Here is a 19,545-nt window from a genome sequence, read left to right as displayed (position 1 = left end):
CAGATTTGCCCCACGCCCATGCCCCCGCAAAAACACCCCTGACCCAGGCACAACACTTGCCCCAGGTCCATGAAGCGCGAAACCCCGGGATGCCGCTCGATCTTGACTGGGTGGCCCGGGTGCAGGCCAATACCTCGGCCATTGAACGCCGCGCCAGCAGCCTGCCCGGGCGGCGCAGTGTCAAGAAAACCCATCAGGCCGCCTGGCTGGCCCACGCGATCACATTGATCGACCTCACCACCCTGGCCGGGGACGATACCGAAGCCCGTGTCAGACGCCTGTGCGCCAAGGCCCGGCAACCGGTCCGCGCCGATATCCTCGACGCGCTTGGCCTGCCGCCGCTGACCACCGGGGCGGTCTGCGTCTATCATGACATGATCGCCACCGCCGTTCAGGCGCTGGAAGGCTCGGGCATTCCGGTTGCGGCTGTTTCCACCGGTTTTCCCGCCGGTCTGTCGCCTTTCCACCTGCGGGTGGCCGAGATCGAGGAAAGTGTGAAAGCGGGCGCTGCCGAGATCGACATCGTGATTTCCCGCCGCCATGTGCTGACCGGCAACTGGCAGGCGCTTTATGACGAGATGAAAATGTTCCGCGCCGCCTGTGGCGAGGCCCATGTAAAGGCGATCCTGGCCACGGGGGAGCTTGGAACGCTCCGCAATGTCGCGCGCGCCAGCCTCGTCTGCATGATGGCCGGGGCCGATTTCATCAAAACCTCCACCGGCAAGGAAAGCGTCAACGCCACGCTGCCGGTCTCACTCACCATGATCCGCGCCATTCGCGCCTATGAGGCCGAAACCGGCATCAAGATCGGCTATAAACCGGCGGGCGGGATTTCCAAGGCGAAAGACGCGCTGGTCTATCTCAGCCTCCTCAAAGAGGAATTGGGCAACCGCTGGCTTCAACCCGATCTGTTCCGCTTCGGCGCCTCCTCGCTTCTGGGGGATATCGAGCGGCAGTTGGAACATCACGTCACCGGCGACTATTCCGCCAGCTATCGGCATGCGATGGCATGAGTCCGGTGGAGCTGAGAACCATGAAGATGATCGGGCTTGTGGCAATAGTTGCGTCGCTCATCAACGTCTCTATTCCGTTTCAATCCCGCGCAGAGACCGTGCTGTCAGCACGGGATCTTTTTGACGCATGCACCCGAGCGGATATGGATTGGATCAGTTTCTGCAACGGTTTCATCCAAGCATCTAATGACCATGCTGTGCGTTTAGGCATGGCTTGTACCCCGGCGGGAACGACACGCACACACCTCGTTGAAATCTTTGAATATTCAGCCGCCCGCCTCTTGGTATCTCAGTCTGAGCTGGGAGATGCTGCGGGCTTGGAAGTAGCGAGCGCGATTATCGGCGCAGCATTTCCCTGCAACTAAGGATGGATAAGAAATGACCACCCGCGAAATCTTCGGCACGATGGAATATGGCCCCGCCCCCGAAAGCGATGCCGAGGCCCGCGACTGGATCACCCGGAACGGCCCGGCATTCGGCACCTTTATCGACGGTGCCTTCACCGAACCGGGGGAAACTTTCGCCAGCAACAACCCCGCGACCGGGGAAGAGCTGGCGCAGATCACCCAAAGCACCGCAGGGGATGTGGACAGGGCCGTGGCCGCCGCCCGCCGCGCCTTCCCGAAATGGGCCAAGCTCACCGGACATCAGCGGGCGCGGCATCTCTATGCCCTGGCCCGGCTGTTGCAGAAACACAGCCGCCTTTTCGCGGTGCTGGAAACCCTCGACAATGGCAAACCGATCCGTGAGGCCCGCGATATCGACATCCCGCTGGCACAGCGGCATTTCTATTACCATGCCGGGCTGGCCCAATTGCTGGAAGAGGAACTGCCGGGTCACGCACCGCTTGGCGTCTGCGGTCAGGTGATCCCCTGGAACTTCCCGCTGCTGATGCTGGCCTGGAAAATCGCACCCGCACTGGCTGCCGGGAACACACTTGTCCTGAAACCTGCGGAATACACGTCCCTCACCGCGTTGCTGTTTGCCGATATCTGCCGCGAGGCGGGCCTGCCCAAGGGCGTGGTCAATATCGTCACCGGCGATGGCCGCACGGGTGAGGCGCTGACTACCCACATAGATGTCAACAAGGTCGCCTTCACCGGCTCTACCGAGGTGGGTCGCCATATCCGGCAAGCGACCGCGGGCAGCGGGAAATCCCTGACGCTGGAGCTGGGCGGGAAATCCCCCTATATCGTGTTCGACGATGCCGATATCGATTCAGCCATCGAGGGGCTGGTCGATGCCATCTGGTTCAATCAGGGGCAGGTCTGCTGCGCCGGATCGCGGCTTCTGGTGCAGGAGGGGATTGCCGAAGATTTCCATACCCGCCTGAAGGCCCGGATGGACAAGCTGCGCATCGGCGACCCGCTCGACAAATGCATTGATCTGGGCGCGGTGGTGGACCCGGTCCAGCATGCCACGATCACCCGACTGGTGGGGAACAATACAGAAGGCGACACCTATCGCGCCGCCATCCCCCTGCCGGAGACCGGCTGCTTCTACCCGCCGACCCTGATCACCGGCCTCTCCCCTGCCGCGCCCCTTATGCAGGAGGAGATCTTTGGCCCCGTCCTGGTCTCCACCACCTTCCGCACCCCTGCCGAAGCGGTCGAGATCGCCAACAACACCCGTTACGGGCTGGCCGCCAGCCTCTGGACGGAAAACCTGAACCTTGCCCTTGATATCGGCCCGAAACTTGCCGCCGGTGTGGTCTGGGTCAACGCCACCAACCTGTTTGATGCCGCCGCCCCGTTCGGGGGCCTGCGCGAAAGCGGCTTTGGCCGGGAAGGCGGGTGGGAGGGGTTGCAGGCTTATCTCAAACCCGTCGTCAAAACCAAACCGCTGAAGCCGGTTGCGCCCGTGCCCGCCCCCGACACAGCCGAGGCCCCGGGCCTCGACCGGACCGCGAAAATGTATATCGGCGGCAAACAGGCCCGCCCGGATGGGGGCTATTCAACACCCGTCTGGTCGCCCAAAGGCAGGCTTCTGGGCCATATGGGCCTTGGCAATCGCAAGGACATCCGCAATGCGGTTGAAGCGGCCCGCAATGCCGGGGGCTGGTCCAGAACCACCGGCCATCTCAGGGCGCAGATCCTCTATTATATCGGTGAAAACCTCTCGGCCCGGGCCGGGGAATTCAGCCAGCGCCTTCACGATCTGACCGGCACCAATGCCAAAGCCGCGATGGCCGAGGTGGAGACCGCCATTGACCGGCTGTTCACCTATGCCGCCTGGGCCGATAAATTCGATGGCAGCGCGAAATCCGTCCCGATCCGGGGTGTGGCGCTGGCGATGACCGAACCGATGGGTGTGATCGGTGCGCTGGCCCCGGATGAGGCACCGCTTCTGGGCGCCGTCTCTCTGATTGCGCCCGCCATCGCCATGGGCAACCGGATCGTGCTGGTGCCCAGCTACCCTGCCCCCCTTGCCGCAACCGATCTCTATCAGATACTCGACACCTCGGATGTGCCGGCCGGAGTGGTCAATATCGTCACCGGCAATCCGGCGGAACTGGCCAAACCGCTGGCCGGTCATATGGATGTTGATGCAATCTGGGCCTTCACACCCCGCGCGCCTTCGGAACTGGTGGAAGCCGCCTCGGCCTCCAACCTCAAACGCAGTTGGGTCCATGACGGTCAGGGCATCGACTGGATGAGCAGCGCGGGGGTCGGCAAACATTTCCTGCAGGCCGCCACCGAAGTGAAAACCATCTGGATACCCTATGGGGAATAATCGCGCCTGTCCGCCTGCCTGACAGTCAGGGACGCCTCCGGCGGAAGTATTTATGAGATGAAGAAGCCGACAATTTGATTTAAATTATCCGCGCCTTCTTCTTGTTTCAAATACGCCCGCCGGAGGCGTCCCTGGCTCTCAAAACCCGGCTTAGGGTCAGCACCCTGATTTCAGGGGCTCGGAGTCCATTTCATATCAGTAAGTCGGTAATCCTGACCTGTTGCTGTAAAATGGGGCGGTGCCAGATCATATTGAGAACAGATCACGTTAGCTTGCCACCTGCATAGAGCTTCTGAAACTTCTTCGCCATTTCGCTCCAATCGCGCACATCACAATAGGTCGCCCAACCATTGTATTCATTGAGGAGTCTGTCGCGGATGACTTCATTACCGGACATGAGGTTGTTCAATTCGGGCCTGTCATCGTCCATATTGTACAGTTCCCAATCAGCCCCGAACTGCTTGACGAGTTTCCATTTACCCAGACGAATGGCAGCATTGCCCTGATGTTCCCAGCATATGGGGGTCTCGCGCGATTTCCCGGCACCGCGCAGACAATCCAGAAAACTCTCGCCATCCATGACAGGCGCGCCCATTTCAGCGCGCTCCTTTGGAGCCTTCGCGGCGGCCAGGTCGAGGCAGGTCGGCATGACATCCATAACGTGGCACTCGGAATGTGTGATGGAATTAGGTTGCACGACCCCCGGCCACCGGACAATGAACGGGGTCGAAATGCCCCCTTCATGAACATAGCGTTTGTGCATCCTAAATGGCGCGTTCGAAAGATTGCTCCATCCGCGTTCGTAGCTCATGAAGGTCGTGGCGTCGCCCGGTATCATATCCTTGCGGTTTCCCAGCACGACCTCACGACCGTCAAGGGAGGTGCCGCCGTAGAACCGGGCCCAGCCATCCTCGGCCAGGTATTCGGCGCAGCCTCCATTGTCTGACAGGAACATGACGATGGTGTTGTCCGCAATCTCAAGGCGGTCCAGCTCATCCAGCACGTCGCCCACGCCCTTATCCAACAGTTCAACCTGAGCCGCATAGACAGCCATGCGGCGATCTTCCCAGCTTTTGTCCGATACTATATCCCACGCCTCGACGTGAGGGTCCCGTGGTGAGATGTTCCAACCGTCTTTCAAAATGCCGGTGGCTTTGAGTTCTTCAAACCGTGCGCCCCGGTAGTAATCCCAGCCCCGTTGAAACATCCCTTCATATTTGGAAATGGCCTCTTCGGGCGCGTGGAGTGGCCAATGGGGGCGGTATAGGCGAGGTAGAGGAAGAACGGGTTTTCGCTGCTTTGCTGATCCTGGATCATAGAGATCGCTTTTCGCGAAAACGCATCGGTGATGTAATAATCATCGCAGTCGGGAAAGACCCTCTTTGTGTCTTCCATAAGGTAGTGCGGATTGAAGAAACTCGATGCACCGTCGAGTGTACCATAGAATCTGTCAAATCCGCGCTGAAGTGGCGTGGGGTGTGAGGGATCACCGGGCGACCAGTGGTCCGCGTCGCGGCTGTCATAATCACCGCCCACATGCCATTTGCCAGACATCATCGTATTGTAGCCAGCCTGCTTCAGCGCTTCGGCAATTGTGACGGATTCATCAAGCAATCTGCCGCGATAGGATTTTGGCCCAAGGTCACCGATCATATGTCCGATACCGGCCCGGTGTGGATAGCAACCGGTCAACAGTGACGCACGTGTCGGGCAGCATCGTGCGGCATTATACATGCTGGAAAATCGCATTCCTTCGCGCGCCAGCCGGTCCAGATTGGGTGTCTTGATCTCACCGCCATAGCATCCGATGTCTGAATACCCCATATCATCGACAAGGATCAGAAAGATGTTGGGGTTATCTGTAGATTGCGCTGCATTATCCATCGTGACCGGCTTTCCGTTCATTTTTGATTGATCAAATTTGGTGCCCCTAGTCTTCAAGCGATATCTCTCGGATTGCGTCCGCCAGCAGGTTCAATCCCAGGACAAGGGACATGAGCGCCAGCGCAGGAAACAGCGCGGGCCAGACAAAAAGGCGCAATAATGCACTTCCGTCCTTGATCGAGGTCCCCCAGTCAGGGCTTTCCGGCTCCAGGCCCAGTCCAAAGAACCCCAGCGTGCCGAGAAGGATCGTTGTGAAGCCAATGCGCAGACAAAAGTCGACGATCAGCGGGCCGCGTACGTTCGGCAGTATCTCCCACAACATGATGTACCAGGATGACTCTCCGCGTGTCTGGGCCGCAGCGACATAATCCCTTGAGCACACATCCAGCGTCAAACCACGCACAACCCGGAACAATCCCGGACAGGCGACCAGAACGACGGCAACGAAAATATTCAGGACGCCGGGAGAAATCGATATCAGACCGGTCGGATCCACATCAAAGACAAATCCGACAAACAGCCAGAGACCAATCACAATGGATAAACCCACATAGCCCAATGCAACCAAAGGACGTGTCGAAAATCTGGTGAAAAGCAGTATCACGATAAAAACCAGAGGGAAAAACAGAATAATCCCTCCCAGAGCTCTTGGCAGGTTTGAAGCGCTGACGCCTGGAGAGACCAGAAGATAGAAAATCAGAATGACCGGAAACGCCAAAATCAGATTGGCAAGAAACGACAGCGCTGTGTCGATCTTTCCGCCATGATATCCGGCAGGCAAACCGAGAAGCAAACCGGTGACAAGCGCCAGAGCGCTTGCTGTCGGCGCAATAGAAAGAACAAATTGGCTGCCATAGACAATCCTGCTGAAGACATCCCGCGCCAAACGGTCAGCGCCAAGCAGAAACATCTCACCTGTCTCTGGCTCAATCGCCCCTGGCGGTCGATTTTGCATCACGAGATACTGTTGAAGGGGGTCAAACGCGGCGATTTGGGACGCAAAAACCGCGATCAGCACCCATATAAGGACCAGGACAAGCCCAACCGTGCCTGAACCATGCGTCCAAAGACGGCCATATGCTCCAAGCCGGTCTCGCAGGGTAACGCTGACAACCGCAATGCCCAGCAAAGCAATCAGCGCAGGCCAAAGTCTGGCGGTGATGCCAAAGAGGATTTCAAAGACCAGAGCGGTGTTCATGTGTCTAACTCACCCTGATACGTGGGTTCAGGAACACATACCCAATGTCCGAGATGAGTTGCGTGGTCAGAACCAGGACAACCGAGATCGTTCCACAGGCCAGGAGCAGGTCAATGTCATTATTGGTAGCGCCTTCGACCAAAACATATCCGAAACCTTGATACCGGAAAATGACTTCAACGATGACGACGCCATTCAACAGCCACGGAAATTGTAACATGACGATGGTAAACGGTGTGACCAAGGCATTGCGCAGCGCATGCTTCAGGACAATGGAGGTAAAACTGACGCCCTTCAGTCTTGCTGTGCGAATATATTGCTGGGTCATCACCTCTGCCATCGACGCACGTGTCATACGGGCAATATAACCCATCCCGAAAAACACCATCGTCATCACCGGCAAGGTGAAATTGTGAAACGTTACGCCACTGGATGTCGCTGTGGCAGCCGACCCGTTCAACACCCCAAGCCAGGATGCAAACACAACCGTAAAGACCACGCCGGAAACATATTCGGGTGTGGCAGTGCCGATAATGGAAATAACCGACAAGACCCGATCCAGACGGGAGCCTTCACGCATCCCAGACAGCACCCCCATGGTGAGCGCCAACGGCACCATGACAATCATCACCCAGAACATCAGAATACCGGTGGAAATCAGCGCTGGCCCAAGTCTTTCGCTGACATTCTGGTTGAATTTTGTTGAACAACCCCAGTCGCCCTGCAGCACACCAGAAAACCGTGGCTCGGTAACTTCGTCGCAATACCCGAAGCGGGATATGGGCAGGCCCGCCTCCTCGTCAATTATCGGTTGTTTTGCAACGATCCCCAGCCACATACCGTAGCGGATGAAAGTATTTTCCCGATACCCGTTTTTTTCCAGCCAACTTTCCAGGGCGGCTTCATCTGCGCGCATGTTGGTCTGAGTAATTGCCAGATTGCGCAGGTTTGGCTCCAGATTGGTGATCAGGAAAATAATCAACGACAGGCAAAATGCTGATAGCGCCATTACGCACAGCCGCCTGATGATGAATCGTATCATTTATGCCGCTCTTGCCACTTGAGGCCTGCTTTGATCAATAAACGCAGCTCGTCGGTGATCTGGTTGCTCCCGCAGAGAGACAAAACGAACGCCGCGGAAGCAAATTTCTGGCTCAGGCTGACATCCAGACATCATCCAGATGCACTTCACCGGTCTGGTGTTTGTAGTAGCCGTGCACCCTGGGTGAATAATGACAGAACAGCGAGCGCCAGTAGGGCTGAACAATGGCCCCACTATCTTGCAAGATCGCTTCGGCGCGGCCCATCAATTCTTTACGTCGCTCAATGCCCGGTGTCGCGATAGCCTCATCGATCAGCATATCGAATTCAGCATCAGAAAAGGCGGATTCGTTCCAGTTTACGCCCGTGCGATAGGTCAAAGCATAAACCTGAACACCAAGCGGTCTCATGTTCCAGTTGGTGATCGAGAAGGGGTATTTTGTCCAGTCTGTCCAAAATGTCGACCCGGGGATCACTGTCCGCGTGACGTTGAACCCGGCATCCCGCATCTGCGCGGCGATCGCGTCCGCCGTAAGACGGCGATAGTCATCATCGACCGAGATCAGCTCGTGTTCAAAATCGGTCTGTCCCGCCTCAGCCATCAATTCTGCGGCACGTTCGAGATCCCGCGCAATCGGCGGCAATTCGACATATTCGGGGTGGATCGGGCAGACATGGTGGTTCTCGGCTATGGTGCCCAGCCCGTCGATGCCCAGTTGAAGTGGCGCGTTGTTGTCTACCGACAACTGAATTGCATTGCGCACCCGTTGGTCATCATAGGGCGGATTGTCCGCATTCATACGAGCCACCACTGTGGCAGCGGTGACAACTTCGCTTTTCTCCAGACCCAACGAGTCGAGGATCAGGTTTACCTGCCCGTTGCTTTCATGGTTGGCATCAATTTCACCGGATTCGAACGCGGAAATGAGCGCGTCGGTTCTGGTGCCGTAATCAATGAATTCGACGCCATCCAGATGTGCCGCACCTTTCCACCAGCCTGTTTCACGCCGCCGAAGCACAACGCGGTTCCCAACCTCGTAGGATACGAGTTCAAAGGCTCCGGTCCCAATCGGATTGGCCAGCCAGTCGGACCCCATTTCTTCGAAATCACGGTGCACGATCATTGCCGGGTAATCAGCCATCGCCGGGATGATGGTAATGTCCGGGTCGCGCAAATTCAGGACAACTGTGTAGTCGTCAACCTTAACAATCGCGCCGTCAGCGGCCCTGTTGGTCTCAGGATCAACCAGCGGTTTCATGCGGTTGGCCATTGTATTGCCTTCGACGTCTTTTTCACACCAGCGCGTCAGGTTGAACACCACATCATCGGCATTGAATGTGTCACCGTTGTTCCACAACACACCTCTGCGAACGTTCAGCGTGTATTCGGTTGCAGCATCATTGACCGTCCAGCTTTCAAGCAACTGGCCCTCGAAGGTGAAATCCTTGGTGTAGCGCACGAGGTATTCGTTGACCTGCCGGGCAACCCCGGCCTGTTGGCCCCAGTCATATGTGCGTGGATCTTTCTGTTCACGAACAAGCATGGCCAACTTCAGTGTGCCGCCCTGTTGCGGTTCACCCTGAGCTATGGCCGGTGAAGCAAGCCCGAGCATTCCGTAAGCTGCGGCAGTCGTTGCGCCGAACGCAGTCGCCAGCGCCAAAAATTCGCGGCGGTCAACGTCTGTTCCATTTTTTGCATAATCTGCATTTTCGCGCAGATAATCCGCTAGGTTAGGGTCTGCGGGTTTTTTCATTTTGATCATCTGTCTCTCCCTGTTTTGTCACATTGATCAGGCAATCAAAATCAGACTGCTTGGACGAGGTGGTTATTCAGGCTGCCCGCAAGCATGCTTTTCGCCTGAAAACGCCAGAGGCCCTTACCCTCGCAAGAGGCTCTCTTACCCTCCGAAAATTGTGACCTTCATGATATCGGGGGCTCCATCGCGCACCACCTACAAAAAAATCTGGCAAATGCATGATCTAATGTTATCTATCATGCCCTGGGACAGATCGGACACCGCGCATGGGCCTGGAAGAATTCAGAAGTGTACCAACCAATCCGGCCTGCTGTTCCACCGCCTGAAACTCGCGAGAAGTTTGACAAGCACCGAAAACTCAACGGGGCTTTAAAAGCGCTCTTGGATCAATAAAAGTCATGCAGCAGGCATGAAGGGATTCAACCAATGGCACGGCGTCTCATTGATATCATACCGCTTGACGCATTGCGTGTCTTTGAAGCCTGCGCGCGGCAGATGAGTTTCACGGCGGCGGCAAATGAATTATCCGTCACGCAAGCGGCTGTGAGCCGGCGCATCAAGAACCTGGAAAACCTTCTGGGAATCGAGTTGTTTCAGCGCCACGGAAAGAAACTGAAGCTGACGCCAAGTGGAAACAGGCTGTTCCGTCATGTGCAAGTGGCCTTGGACTACCTGTCCCATGAGATTGAGGAGCTCAGCCATGACGGCAACACTTACGAAAAACCCATTCAGGTCTCCGCAGCTCCGGCGATTTCTGACCTTTGGTTAAGTGAAAAGCTCAAGGATTATTGCTGTTCACACGCGGACGCATCCGTTCGGCTCTTAACATCAAGGAAGGCCAAAGAGCTGTCGAACTCGGAGAATGGAATTTCCATCCTGTTCGCCCCTGATCTGTTGCCTGACTGGAACATGTCTATCTTGTTCACGGAAGAACTGATCCCGGTTGCGGCACCAGGCTATCTGGAAAAAGCTGGTCTGCGCAGCAACTGGGATCAACTCGGCCCGGATGACGTGGTGCAGCTTGATCTCTTTGACTACGAGAGAAGCAACATAAACTCGATTTCGCTCAAGGAGTGGTTTCAGCAGATCGGCAGGAAAGATCTGATTGTCAGACCAAAGTTTGTCTACACAAATTATGCATTGGCCGTCGCCTCTGCGGCTCGGGGCGATGGTGTTGTGCTGGGGTGCAGAAACATGATCTCCGGGTATTTGAAACGCAAGCAACTGGTCGAGCTGGGTTCGACAGTTCTGAACCGGGGATTCAGCTATTATGTGGGATTTCCCAGAAATATTCCAGTGAGTGACAATGTCTGGAATTTGGCAGAGTTCCTGTTGGCACAGGCTAGGCTTAATAACCTCAAGTGAGGGCAATCCCCAATTATTTGTCAGATAGATGACATCTCCGGGCAATGCTACAAGCTTGGGATGCGGCCATATCGGCTTTCGCGTGGCATATGACCCGAAGGAAACGACCCAATGAAAGCCATCGTCGTGATGTTTGATACGCTGAGCCGACACTTCCTGCCGAGCTATGGCAATGACTGGGTCCACGCGCCCAATTTCAAACGCCTGTCCGACAGGGCGGTGACGTTTGACACCTCTTATGTCTGTTCCATGCCCTGTATGCCGGCACGGCGCGACTTGCACACGGGCCGACCGAATTTCCTTCACCGCAGTTGGGGGCCGCTGGAACCTTTCGATGACAGCATGCCAAAGATGCTAAGCGATGCTGGCATCCACACGCATCTGACAACCGATCACAACCACTATTTCGAAGATGGTGGACTGAATTATCATACGCATTACACAACATGGCAGTACTGGCGCGGACAGGAGGGCGACCCGTGGATCGGAGACCTCAACGAGCCGGACATCCCCAAGGGTGCCTTTGGCAAGAACGGAATCTACACTGAAAGCAAAGTCTTTGACGATTACCGAAAGGCCTTCCCAGAAGAAAGCGATGCCTCGATGGAGCGGCTTCGGTATCTGACGCGGCAGGATTGGGTCAACCGCGGCTTTATGAATATCGAGGAAAACCAGCCCCAGGCGCGCACATTCAAGGCCGGTCTTGATTTCATCGAGAAAAATGCGGGTCACGACAACTGGATGCTGCATATCGAGACCTTCGATCCGCATGAACCCTTCTACACGCTGGACCGCTATAAAGAGCTCTACGCAGAACATCATAAAAACTACGATGGCCCGATGTTCGACTGGCCCATGTATGCGCGGACAAATGAGCATCCTGAGGAAAGCAAACACCTGCGCGTCGAATACGCGGCCCTTGTCAGCATGTGTGACGAATACCTTGGCAAGGTCATGGACATGATGGACGACAAGGGGCTTTGGGACGACACAATGCTGATCGTCTGGACGGATCATGGTTTTCTGCTGGGCGAACACGACTGGTGGGGCAAGATGTCGATGCCGATGTATCAGGAAATCGCCAACACGCCCTTTTTCATCTGGGATCCGCGCGTTGGGAACAAGGGCGAACGCCGCAAATCTCTTGTTCAACCGTCGATTGACCTGGCGCCAACCCTGCTGACCTTCTTTGGAGTTACACCAACCAAGGATATGACAGGTCATGACCTGTCGGGGGTGATTGCTGATGACACGCCCGTTCGCGATGCCGCAATCTTTGGTATGCACGGAGCCCATGTGAACATCACGGATGGGCACTATGTCTATATGCGCGCGCCGCAAAACCCGGACAACAAACCGCTCTATCAATATACACTGATGCCCACGCATATGCGCGCCTCATTTGCTGTTGAGGATTTTGCCGATCTTCAGATTGCAGAGCCGTTCTCATTTCAAAAAGGGGCGTGCACGATGAAGATCGAGAACATAACCTGGGTCGCTCGTGATGGGCAATTTGACACAATGCTCTGGGATACGCAGGCCGATCCAAATCAGGAGATTATGCTTGATGACGCGGATATCGAACGCGGGCTAAAACTGAAAATGGTTGAGTTGATGCACGCCGTAGATGCGCCGTTGGAACAATTCGCGCGATTGAACCTCACGCCATGAACGACATGCCATAACCCCACTATAAAGCGGTCCTCGTGACCAAGCCTATGACGATCCGACCACCGCCGGAGCAAACCGGAAAAATTATAAAATAAGCGGCTTGCCCTGTATATGAGGCTGCCTGATCGCAAACCGCTCTCACGCGGAATTCTCCAGAATTCCGCGTGGAAAACTGGAGTTTTCCAAGCCTCCCGGTGCATCTGGCACCACGGCGTTTCGCCTGAAACCCGGAACAGACCACATCGGAAAAGGCTTCAGGTGTTCAGCCCCACCAGTTTGCCTGCCAGACCATCCTCGATCAGCTGCACGGTTTCGGACACGCCATAAAGCGCCACGAACCCGCCAAAGCGCGGGCCCTGGCTGGCCCCCAGCAACACCTCGTAAAGCGCCTTGAACCAGTCGCGCAGCGGTTCGAACCCATGCGCCTTACCGACGGCGAAAACGATGGTCTGCAATGCCTCATCCTCCAGCGGCCCGTCATAGGCGCCAAGCCGGTCGGTCAGATCGCGCATTGCCGCGGCCTCTTTCTCATCGGCCAGACGGAACGCCTTATGCGGCTTCACGAAATCATCGTAATAGCGCAGCGCAAACCCCGCCGCCTGATCCAGATCGGGATGGGTTTCGGGGCTGGCATCGGGCGCATAGCGCCGGATGAACCCCCAAAGCGCCTCTTTATCCTTGGCATGCGCCACAGAGGCCAGATTAAGCAGCATCGAAAAGCTGACCACCATATTCGAGGCCGGCACATTATGCCCATGGATATGGAACACAGGGTTGTTCAGTCGGGCGGCTGTGTCCTGCCCCGCATAGGCGCGCAACTGCTGGTGGTATTCATCCACCGCCCTGGGGATCACATCGAAATGCATCCGTTTCGCGGTTTTGGGTTTTTGATACATGAAATAGCTGAGGCTTTCGGTCGAGGCATAGCTGAGCCATTCATCAATGCTGATCCCGTTGCCCGTGGATTTCGAGATTTTCTGCCCGTTCTCGTCCAGAAACAGCTCATAGGTGAAAACCTGCGGCGGGGTGCCGCCCAGTCTGGAACAGATCGCCGAATAGATCGCCGTATTGGGGGCATGTTCCTTGCCATAGCTTTCCCAATCCACGCCCAGCGCGGCCCAGCGCGCCCCGAAATCCGGCTTCCATTGCAGCTTCACATGCCCGCCGGTGACCGGCAGCGTCCATTCCCGTCCGGTGTCATCATCGAACGTCACCGTGCCCTCCGCCGCATCCACATGTTTGATCGGCACATACAGCACCCGGCCGGTTTCGGGATGGATCGGCAGAAAGATCGAATAGGTCTGCTGCCGTTCCTCACGCAGCGATTTCAGCATCACCGCCATCAGATCGTCATAACGCTCAGCCGCGCGCAGCAGCGTCGCATCAAACTGGCCCGAGCGATAAAACTCACGCGCGGAATAAAACTCGTACTGAAACCCGAACGTGTCCAGAAACCGCCGCAGCATGGCGTTGTTGTGATGGCCAAAACTTTCATATTCATCAAACGGATCGGGGACCGAGGTCAGCGGCATTTGCAGATACTCGGCCAGCATCCCGGGGTTCGGCACATTGTCCGGCACTTTCCGCATTCCGTCCATATCATCGGAAAAGCAGATCAGCTTGGTGGGGATGTCCGACAGGTTTTCAAAGGCGCGGCGCACCATGGTTGTGCGCAGCACTTCACCGAACGTGCCGATATGCGGCAGGCCCGACGGCCCATAGCCGGTTTCAAACAGCACATACCCCTTTTCGGGCGGCGCTTTTTCGTACCGTTTGACCAGGCGCCGCGCCTCTTCAAAGGGCCAGGCCCTGGAATTGAGGGCTGCATCACGCAAATCGGTCATATCGGGGTTTTCCTGTTCACTGCCGCGCCACCTTGCCGCGCGTCGCCTGCACCTATTGCCCCGGGCCGCGCGGGTCAATAAATTCCAGTGATGCATATCGCCGACAGGAGAGACCAAAGATGACCGATGATACCGCCCTTTCCGCCCAGGATGCATTGGTTGCCGTCATGGTTGCGGTCTCTGTGTCCGACGAAAACATCCGCACGGCCGAGCTTGTGACGATCCAGGAACTGGTCAACCATTTGCCGGTATTCGCCAAATATGACGCGGATCGGATGAAACAGGTCTCACAAACCGTGTTTGACCTGTTTGAAGAGGAAGACGGGCTTGATGCCCTGTTCGGCCTGATCAAGAACGCCCTGCCCGAACGTCTTTATGAAACCGCCTATGCGCTGGCCTGTGATGTGGCTGCCGCTGACGGGAAACTGCGCCAGACCGAGTTGGAATTCCTGATGGAGATTCGCTATCAGTTCGATATTGACCGGTTGCATGCAGCCGCCATCGAACGCGGTGCGCGGGCCCGGCACATGGTGCTCTGACAGCTACCGTCTTCCATCGCCTTACCCATAGATCGCCGCCCAGCGTTCAATCAGCTGCTGCTGCAACCGCTTGGCCCGGCGGGTATAGCTGCGCCCGCCATCGGGGCGTTCCACCTCTGCCGGGCCAAGCGCCCCGCGCCGGTCCAGATCGGCGCAGAAAATCGTAAAGGCGAAATCCCGCCCCGTGGGCGCCCGGGCATAACCCGCCAGCGAGCTTACGAAATTCAGCGTGCCGGTCTTGGCCACCACAGCAACCGGATGATCGGGCATCAGATTGCCATCGGCGTCACGCATTGCAATGTGTTTCATCAACCGGCGCAGCATGCCATCGGCCCCGGCGGCCACCAGCGCATGGGTCATGTCCTGCGGGCGGACCCGGCTGGCCTCTCCCAGACCGGAATGGTCCACAAAGGCCGTGTGCCGCGCGCCAAGCCGGGTCTGCATCCAGCCGTTCATCTCTGCCGCCGAGGCGCTCAGCGAGCCCGGCGCTGCCCCGCCTGCGATACTGGCGCTCAACCCGACCGTCTCGGCCGTGATATTGGTGGACCAGCGCATCATGCCGCGCAGGATATCCTCCAGCGGATCGCTGACATTCTCCACCAGAACGCTGGCGCCTGCGGGCAACGCACCCTGCCCCGGTCCCTCCAGCACAATCCCGTTCGACCGCGCCAGAACCTGAAACACCTCGGCGGCATACAGAGGCGGGCGGCGCACCGGCAACCAGCGGCTGCCGCCATTGCCCAGCGCACCCCGCGCCACGGTCCAGTTCTCGCGCCCGTCACGTTCCTCATAGGTGTAAACCGGGATGTTACGATCCGCCACGCGCATCCGCATCCGCGCCACCGGCGGGCGCAGGGTTTCCGACCGGGCATCCAGCTGCACGCTATAACCGTTGCCCGCGCGCGCCCATTCGAAATGCACCCGGTTGAAATTCAGGTTCAGCCCGGAGATTGCCGGGTTGTAGCCCACATGATCCGGCTGTTCCGCGTCGATCTGGCGAATATAGGGCAGCGCATCGGCGGCCAGCATCAGGCGCCCGGTCACCTCGCGCAGACCGGTTTCCCGCAATCTGCGCGCCATTGCGTTCAACTGATCCGTGTCAAGCAAGGGGTCACCGCCGCCCACCAGCCAGAGATCACCGTCAAGCCGCCCGTTTGTCACCGGGCCGGCCGCCATCAGCCGCGTTCGGAACCGATAGCCCGGGCCCAGCCGGTCCAGCCCGTAGGCGCATGTGATCGCCTTGGCAACGCTGGCAGGCGGCATGCCGTAAAGCGGGCTTTCCGTTTCCAGCATCTCGCCGCTTCGGGCATCGGCAACGGCAAACCCCACACGCCCGCCCAGACCGGCCTCGGCAATCAGCGCGGCAGGCGACGGGATCGACCGGCGCCACAGACCTTCAGGCCGGACCCAGGGCCGCAGGGAGACCTCCGGTGGCTGCGCCCATCCCGGTTGCGATAATCCCGCAAAAGCCCCACCCACTAAAAATACACGCCGTGAAAGCATTTTAACAAATGACCTTGTCGTTCCCCGCAACTAAACCGCAGCACGCGGCAAGGCTCAAGCCTTTCGGCCTTCACAAAAACCTCATATGCGGGGGTATGCAATCCGACACGCTGCGCGCGCTGCCCCTGATACTTCTGGCAATGACCCTGATCCCGATCGGCGACAGTGCCGGGAAACTTCTCACTGCCGGTCACGACACCGCGCCGTTTTTTGTGGCGTGGAGCCGCTTTGCCCTTGGCGCGCTGCTGCTGGCGCCTTTCGTGCTGCACCTGACGCCGCGGCGCCTGTTTCTTGACTGGCGCATCTGGCTTCGGGCCCTGTTGATTGCGCTTGGCATCACCTCGATCCTGACCGCGCTGAAGACGGAACCGATTGCCAATGTTTTCGGCGCGTTTTTTATCGGCCCGATCCTTGGGTATCTCTTGTCGGCCTGGCTGCTGCGAGAACCCATTACCCTGGCCCGCACGCTTTTGCTTTTCATCGGCTTTGCAGGTGTTCTTCTGGTGGTGAAACCCGGGCCCGGCATGACACCCGGTATCGGGTTTGCGGTTCTGGCCGGGCTGTTCTATGGCGCTTACATGACAGCCTCGCGCTGGTTATCGGGCGTGGCCCGGCCCCGTGCGCTCCTGTTCTCGCAACTGGTGATCGGGGCGCTGGTTCTGGCCCCGTTCGGCCTGACCAACCTGCCGCCCGTGACCCTCCCTGTCGCAGGGCTGACCGGCCTTTCGGCGCTTGGGTCGATGCTGGGCAACCTGCTTTTGATCCTTGCGCTGCGCATGGCCCCGGCCTCAACTCTTGCGCCCTTTGTCTATACCCAGTTGCTGGCCGCAACGGCGCTTGGCTGGCTGATCTTCGGTGATTTCCCCGATGCGCTGGCACTGACCGGCCTTGCGCTGCTGCTGATCTCGGGCTTCGCCTCGCTGGCATTGCCCATATCCAGACCGCAATGATCCTAGGGTCAGGCCCCCTTTAAATCCATACCGTCAGCGCACCCAATCCCCCCGCGCCCGGATCTCGCTGGAGGAGACATCCACCATCGGCACATTCAGAAAGCACCAGGCAGGCGGCGCGGACAGCGCCAGCCGCGGGGCTGCGGCGGCGGGCAGTTTATAGTGGCGAAACATCTGCGCCGCCTTTGAGGTCCGGGCCGAAATCCGCTGTCCGGGCCGGGCCATCACGCCAACCGGCACATGTCGCATGATCCATTCCCACCGCTGCCAATGGTGGAATTCGGCCAGATTGTCGGCGCCCATCAGCCAGACAAAGCGCACACCGGGATAAAGCGCGAAAAGCCGCGCCAATGTCTCGGCCGTGTACCGGGTGCCAAGCTGCGCCTCGATATCCGTCACCACAACACGGGGGTGGCGCACCAGGGCGCGCGCGGCCTCCATCCGCCGGTCCAGCCGCGCCGGGCCTTCCGGTTTCAGCGGATTGCCGGGGGAGACAAGCCACCAGACCCGATCCAGCCCGAAACGCTTCAACGCTTCGCGGCTGATATGCACATGCCCCGCATGGGGCGGGTCAAAAGACCCGCCAAACAGACCCACGCGCAGGCCGGGCAAAGCTGTCGGAAAGCCAGCGACCATCAGGGGTGACCTTGCAACCGAATGAAACAGGCCGTTCTGGTAGCAGGCCAAACCCTTGAACGCAAAGCAAAACTGCGTGTTCCGGCCCGACATGTGCCGGACCGGACGCAAAGCTTACCGCAGGTTCAGCGGATTGATCCGGGGCGGATCAGCAACCCGCGGGCGCCGGGTCCGCGGCAGCAGGCCCACATCGCTGCGCAAATAATCCGGGATATCGACCGGTGGCGGCAAGCGCCGCCTGCTGGTTTTGGATCGGGTGAACGGTTTGGCCAGCAGTCTCAGCAAACGGCCAAAAGGCAAAATCCGGGTCTTGATCTGTAGGGGTGACATGTCGTGCTCTCCAATCATGATGGAAAGCCGCCGCATGAGGTCGGAACATAAAAAAAGGCCGCGTCATGGGCGGCCTTCGAACAGGAATACTGATCGCGCCGCGTCTACGGTGTCAGGCCGCCAAGGGCCACACGGGGGGCGATGATGAATTCCATGGGTTTTCCTCATTGAGGGGTTTCAGTGCGCGCTGGATACCCGCAGGCCCCGAACCTGCGCAACACAGAATAGCGCCCGCCGCCGGGATCGGCGGAAAACCGTTGCTTTTTCACCATCTGTTAAGCGTCAGATGGTTTTGACCTTCAGGTCATCAACTGAAGCAAAATCGGGAAACGGAGCTCGGGGCGGAGATGCGGCGAATGTCTCAGGAGAGGCCAGACCTACCAACCGATGTTCTTCAGCTTTGCTCTATGCGGTCGACAAAACCTGAAGTTTCGTTCATGTTATTCAAACGATATTTAGAGCCTTTGAAACCCTCATAAATAGCAAGATGAGCATGGTAGGATGAAGCTGACTTCCTGTTCCAGTAATCCCCTGACCACGCCTCTAGTTCTTTGAAGTTACCGATTGATCCGCGCGCCGTCTCCCTCGCGAACAGGTTCCTCCGGCTTTCGGACCAAGGAATGTCAGTCCAGATTAGACACGTAACGCGATCAATGATTGGGCTGACTAACCATCCATAGACACCTTCGATAATCCATTGTTCCTGTTGCGCCTTTTCTGATGTCTTCGCGATAGCGACAGAGACGGATTCTTTGCGGCTGTAATCTCCATCAACCCAACGTATTTGGTCAAGGTCGACAACACTCAATGACAGCTTTTCGCCCAGACGTTTTGAAAGCCAGCTTTTGCCTGATGCGGTGTTGCCAATGATAACGGTTCTATCAAGTTCGTTAGGTTGGAAGTCTGGCATCTCAAATTTCTCAGACATGACAAATACCCCGGACGAACCAATGCTTATGTGGCCCCGAATAGCTACAACCACGTTTCCGTGCAACGATCGCAAAGTCCCCCACAGCGCACCCCGTACCACGCATAACAAAAGTCCGGTCCGGGTCGGAATTGCATGGCGTGGCTCTTTGAT

Annotated in this window: 15 protein-coding genes and 1 pseudogene; 7 read left to right on the top strand and 9 right to left on the bottom strand. The window is 57.6% G+C overall.

The annotated features are described in order from the left end of the window. The first annotated feature begins 89 nt into the window (after nt 1-89). The 3 genes from deoC to E2K80_RS14155 are packed head-to-tail and all read left to right on the top strand — an operon-like array spanning nt 90 to nt 3,746. Nucleotides 90-1,013, top strand: a complete 924-nt coding sequence (gene deoC, locus E2K80_RS14165) for a deoxyribose-phosphate aldolase (RefSeq protein WP_135375589.1) — start codon at nt 90-92, stop codon at nt 1,011-1,013. A 20-nt stretch (nt 1,014-1,033) separates the two neighbouring features. Beyond that, the gene (locus E2K80_RS14160) at nt 1,034-1,378 is read left to right on the top strand and encodes a hypothetical protein (protein ID WP_135375588.1); all 345 of its coding nucleotides are present in this window, start codon (nt 1,034-1,036) and stop codon (nt 1,376-1,378) included. 13 nt (nt 1,379-1,391) lie between these two features. Further along, nucleotides 1,392-3,746 (top strand): aldehyde dehydrogenase family protein, encoded by a 2,355-nt coding sequence (locus tag E2K80_RS14155; RefSeq protein ID WP_135375587.1) that lies wholly within the window; start codon nt 1,392-1,394, stop codon nt 3,744-3,746. A 262-nt stretch (nt 3,747-4,008) separates the two neighbouring features. On the opposite strand, the pseudogene E2K80_RS14150 reads toward E2K80_RS14155, so the two are convergent. The 4 genes and pseudogenes from E2K80_RS14150 to E2K80_RS14135 all read right to left on the bottom strand — a co-directional run bounded on the left by E2K80_RS14150 (nt 4,009) and on the right by E2K80_RS14135 (nt 9,632). Further along, nucleotides 4,009-5,570 (bottom strand): annotated as a pseudogene (locus E2K80_RS14150) (arylsulfatase). Nucleotides 5,571-5,676: 106 nt separating this feature from the next. Then, nucleotides 5,677-6,828 carry an ABC transporter permease gene (locus tag E2K80_RS14145; RefSeq protein WP_135375586.1) on the bottom strand — a complete coding sequence of 384 codons (1,152 nt, stop codon included), beginning with the start codon at nt 6,826-6,828 and terminating at the stop codon, nt 5,677-5,679. A 4-nt stretch (nt 6,829-6,832) separates the two neighbouring features. Further along, complete coding sequence (locus E2K80_RS14140) at nt 6,833-7,870, bottom strand: ABC transporter permease (RefSeq protein WP_135375585.1); 1,038 nt, start codon at nt 7,868-7,870, stop codon at nt 6,833-6,835. Nucleotides 7,871-7,982: 112 nt separating this feature from the next. Beyond that, complete coding sequence (locus E2K80_RS14135; RefSeq protein WP_238475546.1) at nt 7,983-9,632, bottom strand: ABC transporter substrate-binding protein; 1,650 nt, start codon at nt 9,630-9,632, stop codon at nt 7,983-7,985. 420 nt (nt 9,633-10,052) lie between these two features. Here E2K80_RS14135 and E2K80_RS14130 point away from each other — a divergent pair, with 420 nt between their 5' ends. Both E2K80_RS14130 and E2K80_RS14125 read left to right on the top strand, forming a co-directional pair. Further along, the gene (locus E2K80_RS14130) at nt 10,053-10,991 is read left to right on the top strand and encodes a LysR family transcriptional regulator (RefSeq protein ID WP_135375584.1); all 939 of its coding nucleotides are present in this window, start codon (nt 10,053-10,055) and stop codon (nt 10,989-10,991) included. Between the two features lie 111 nt (nt 10,992-11,102). Then, complete coding sequence (locus E2K80_RS14125) at nt 11,103-12,662, top strand: sulfatase (protein WP_135375583.1); 1,560 nt, start codon at nt 11,103-11,105, stop codon at nt 12,660-12,662. 254 nt (nt 12,663-12,916) lie between these two features. Here the strand turns inward: E2K80_RS14125 and E2K80_RS14120 are convergent, their stop codons facing one another. Next, a complete protein-coding gene (locus E2K80_RS14120; RefSeq protein ID WP_135375582.1) occupies nt 12,917-14,506 on the bottom strand; it encodes a lysine--tRNA ligase in 1,590 nt (529 codons plus the stop codon). A gap of 119 nt (nt 14,507-14,625) precedes the next feature. On the opposite strand from E2K80_RS14120, the gene E2K80_RS14115 reads away from it, so the two are divergent. Beyond that, on the top strand, nt 14,626-15,045 hold the full coding sequence (locus E2K80_RS14115) for a tellurite resistance TerB family protein (RefSeq protein WP_135375581.1): 420 nt from the start codon (nt 14,626-14,628) through the stop codon (nt 15,043-15,045). Between the two features lie 21 nt (nt 15,046-15,066). Here E2K80_RS14115 and dacB read toward each other — a convergent pair whose 3' ends face one another. Continuing rightward, a complete protein-coding gene (gene dacB / locus E2K80_RS14110) occupies nt 15,067-16,524 on the bottom strand; it encodes a D-alanyl-D-alanine carboxypeptidase/D-alanyl-D-alanine endopeptidase (protein ID WP_338014549.1) in 1,458 nt (485 codons plus the stop codon). Between the two features lie 119 nt (nt 16,525-16,643). Here dacB and E2K80_RS14105 point away from each other — a divergent pair, with 119 nt between their 5' ends. Then, the gene (locus tag E2K80_RS14105; protein ID WP_135375579.1) at nt 16,644-17,498 is read left to right on the top strand and encodes a DMT family transporter; all 855 of its coding nucleotides are present in this window, start codon (nt 16,644-16,646) and stop codon (nt 17,496-17,498) included. Between the two features lie 33 nt (nt 17,499-17,531). Here the strand turns inward: E2K80_RS14105 and E2K80_RS14100 are convergent, their stop codons facing one another. From E2K80_RS14100 to E2K80_RS14090, 3 genes are all read right to left on the bottom strand, one after another. Next, nucleotides 17,532-18,134, bottom strand: a complete 603-nt coding sequence (locus E2K80_RS14100) for a nicotinate-nucleotide adenylyltransferase (RefSeq protein ID WP_135375578.1) — start codon at nt 18,132-18,134, stop codon at nt 17,532-17,534. A gap of 114 nt (nt 18,135-18,248) precedes the next feature. Next, the gene (locus E2K80_RS14095; RefSeq protein ID WP_135375577.1) at nt 18,249-18,464 is read right to left on the bottom strand and encodes a hypothetical protein; all 216 of its coding nucleotides are present in this window, start codon (nt 18,462-18,464) and stop codon (nt 18,249-18,251) included. Between the two features lie 394 nt (nt 18,465-18,858). Continuing rightward, nucleotides 18,859-19,392, bottom strand: coding sequence for an adenylate kinase (locus E2K80_RS14090; protein ID WP_135375576.1), 534 nt, complete (start codon nt 19,390-19,392; stop codon nt 18,859-18,861). Nucleotides 19,393-19,545: the final 153 nt, after the last annotated feature.

This window comes from Rhodophyticola sp. CCM32, assembly GCF_004751985.1.
Taxonomy (GTDB): Bacteria; Pseudomonadota; Alphaproteobacteria; order Rhodobacterales; family Rhodobacteraceae; genus Rhodophyticola.
The sequence above is the reverse complement of the archived record's forward strand: the minus strand, read 5'-3'. Positions and strand labels throughout refer to the sequence as shown.

Bases quoted from the DNA above. Each gene is read 5' to 3' on its own strand.
- deoC (WP_135375589.1), top strand. From the start codon at position 90: ATGCCGCTCGATCTTGACTGGGTGGCCCGGGTGCAGGCCAATACCTCG.
- E2K80_RS14160 (WP_135375588.1), top strand. From the start codon at position 1,034: ATGAAGATGATCGGGCTTGTGGCAATAGTTGCGTCGCTCATCAACGTC.
- E2K80_RS14155 (WP_135375587.1), top strand. From the start codon at position 1,392: ATGACCACCCGCGAAATCTTCGGCACGATGGAATATGGCCCCGCCCCC.
- E2K80_RS14145 (WP_135375586.1), bottom strand. From the start codon at position 6,828: ATGAACACCGCTCTGGTCTTTGAAATCCTCTTTGGCATCACCGCCAGA.
- E2K80_RS14140 (WP_135375585.1), bottom strand. From the start codon at position 7,870: ATGATACGATTCATCATCAGGCGGCTGTGCGTAATGGCGCTATCAGCA.
- E2K80_RS14135 (WP_238475546.1), bottom strand. From the start codon at position 9,632: ATGATCAAAATGAAAAAACCCGCAGACCCTAACCTAGCGGATTATCTG.
- E2K80_RS14130 (WP_135375584.1), top strand. From the start codon at position 10,053: ATGGCACGGCGTCTCATTGATATCATACCGCTTGACGCATTGCGTGTC.
- E2K80_RS14125 (WP_135375583.1), top strand. From the start codon at position 11,103: ATGAAAGCCATCGTCGTGATGTTTGATACGCTGAGCCGACACTTCCTG.
- E2K80_RS14120 (WP_135375582.1), bottom strand. From the start codon at position 14,506: ATGACCGATTTGCGTGATGCAGCCCTCAATTCCAGGGCCTGGCCCTTT.
- E2K80_RS14115 (WP_135375581.1), top strand. From the start codon at position 14,626: ATGACCGATGATACCGCCCTTTCCGCCCAGGATGCATTGGTTGCCGTC.
- E2K80_RS14105 (WP_135375579.1), top strand. From the start codon at position 16,644: ATGCAATCCGACACGCTGCGCGCGCTGCCCCTGATACTTCTGGCAATG.
- E2K80_RS14100 (WP_135375578.1), bottom strand. From the start codon at position 18,134: ATGGTCGCTGGCTTTCCGACAGCTTTGCCCGGCCTGCGCGTGGGTCTG.
- E2K80_RS14095 (WP_135375577.1), bottom strand. From the start codon at position 18,464: ATGTCACCCCTACAGATCAAGACCCGGATTTTGCCTTTTGGCCGTTTG.
- E2K80_RS14090 (WP_135375576.1), bottom strand. From the start codon at position 19,392: ATGTCTGAGAAATTTGAGATGCCAGACTTCCAACCTAACGAACTTGAT.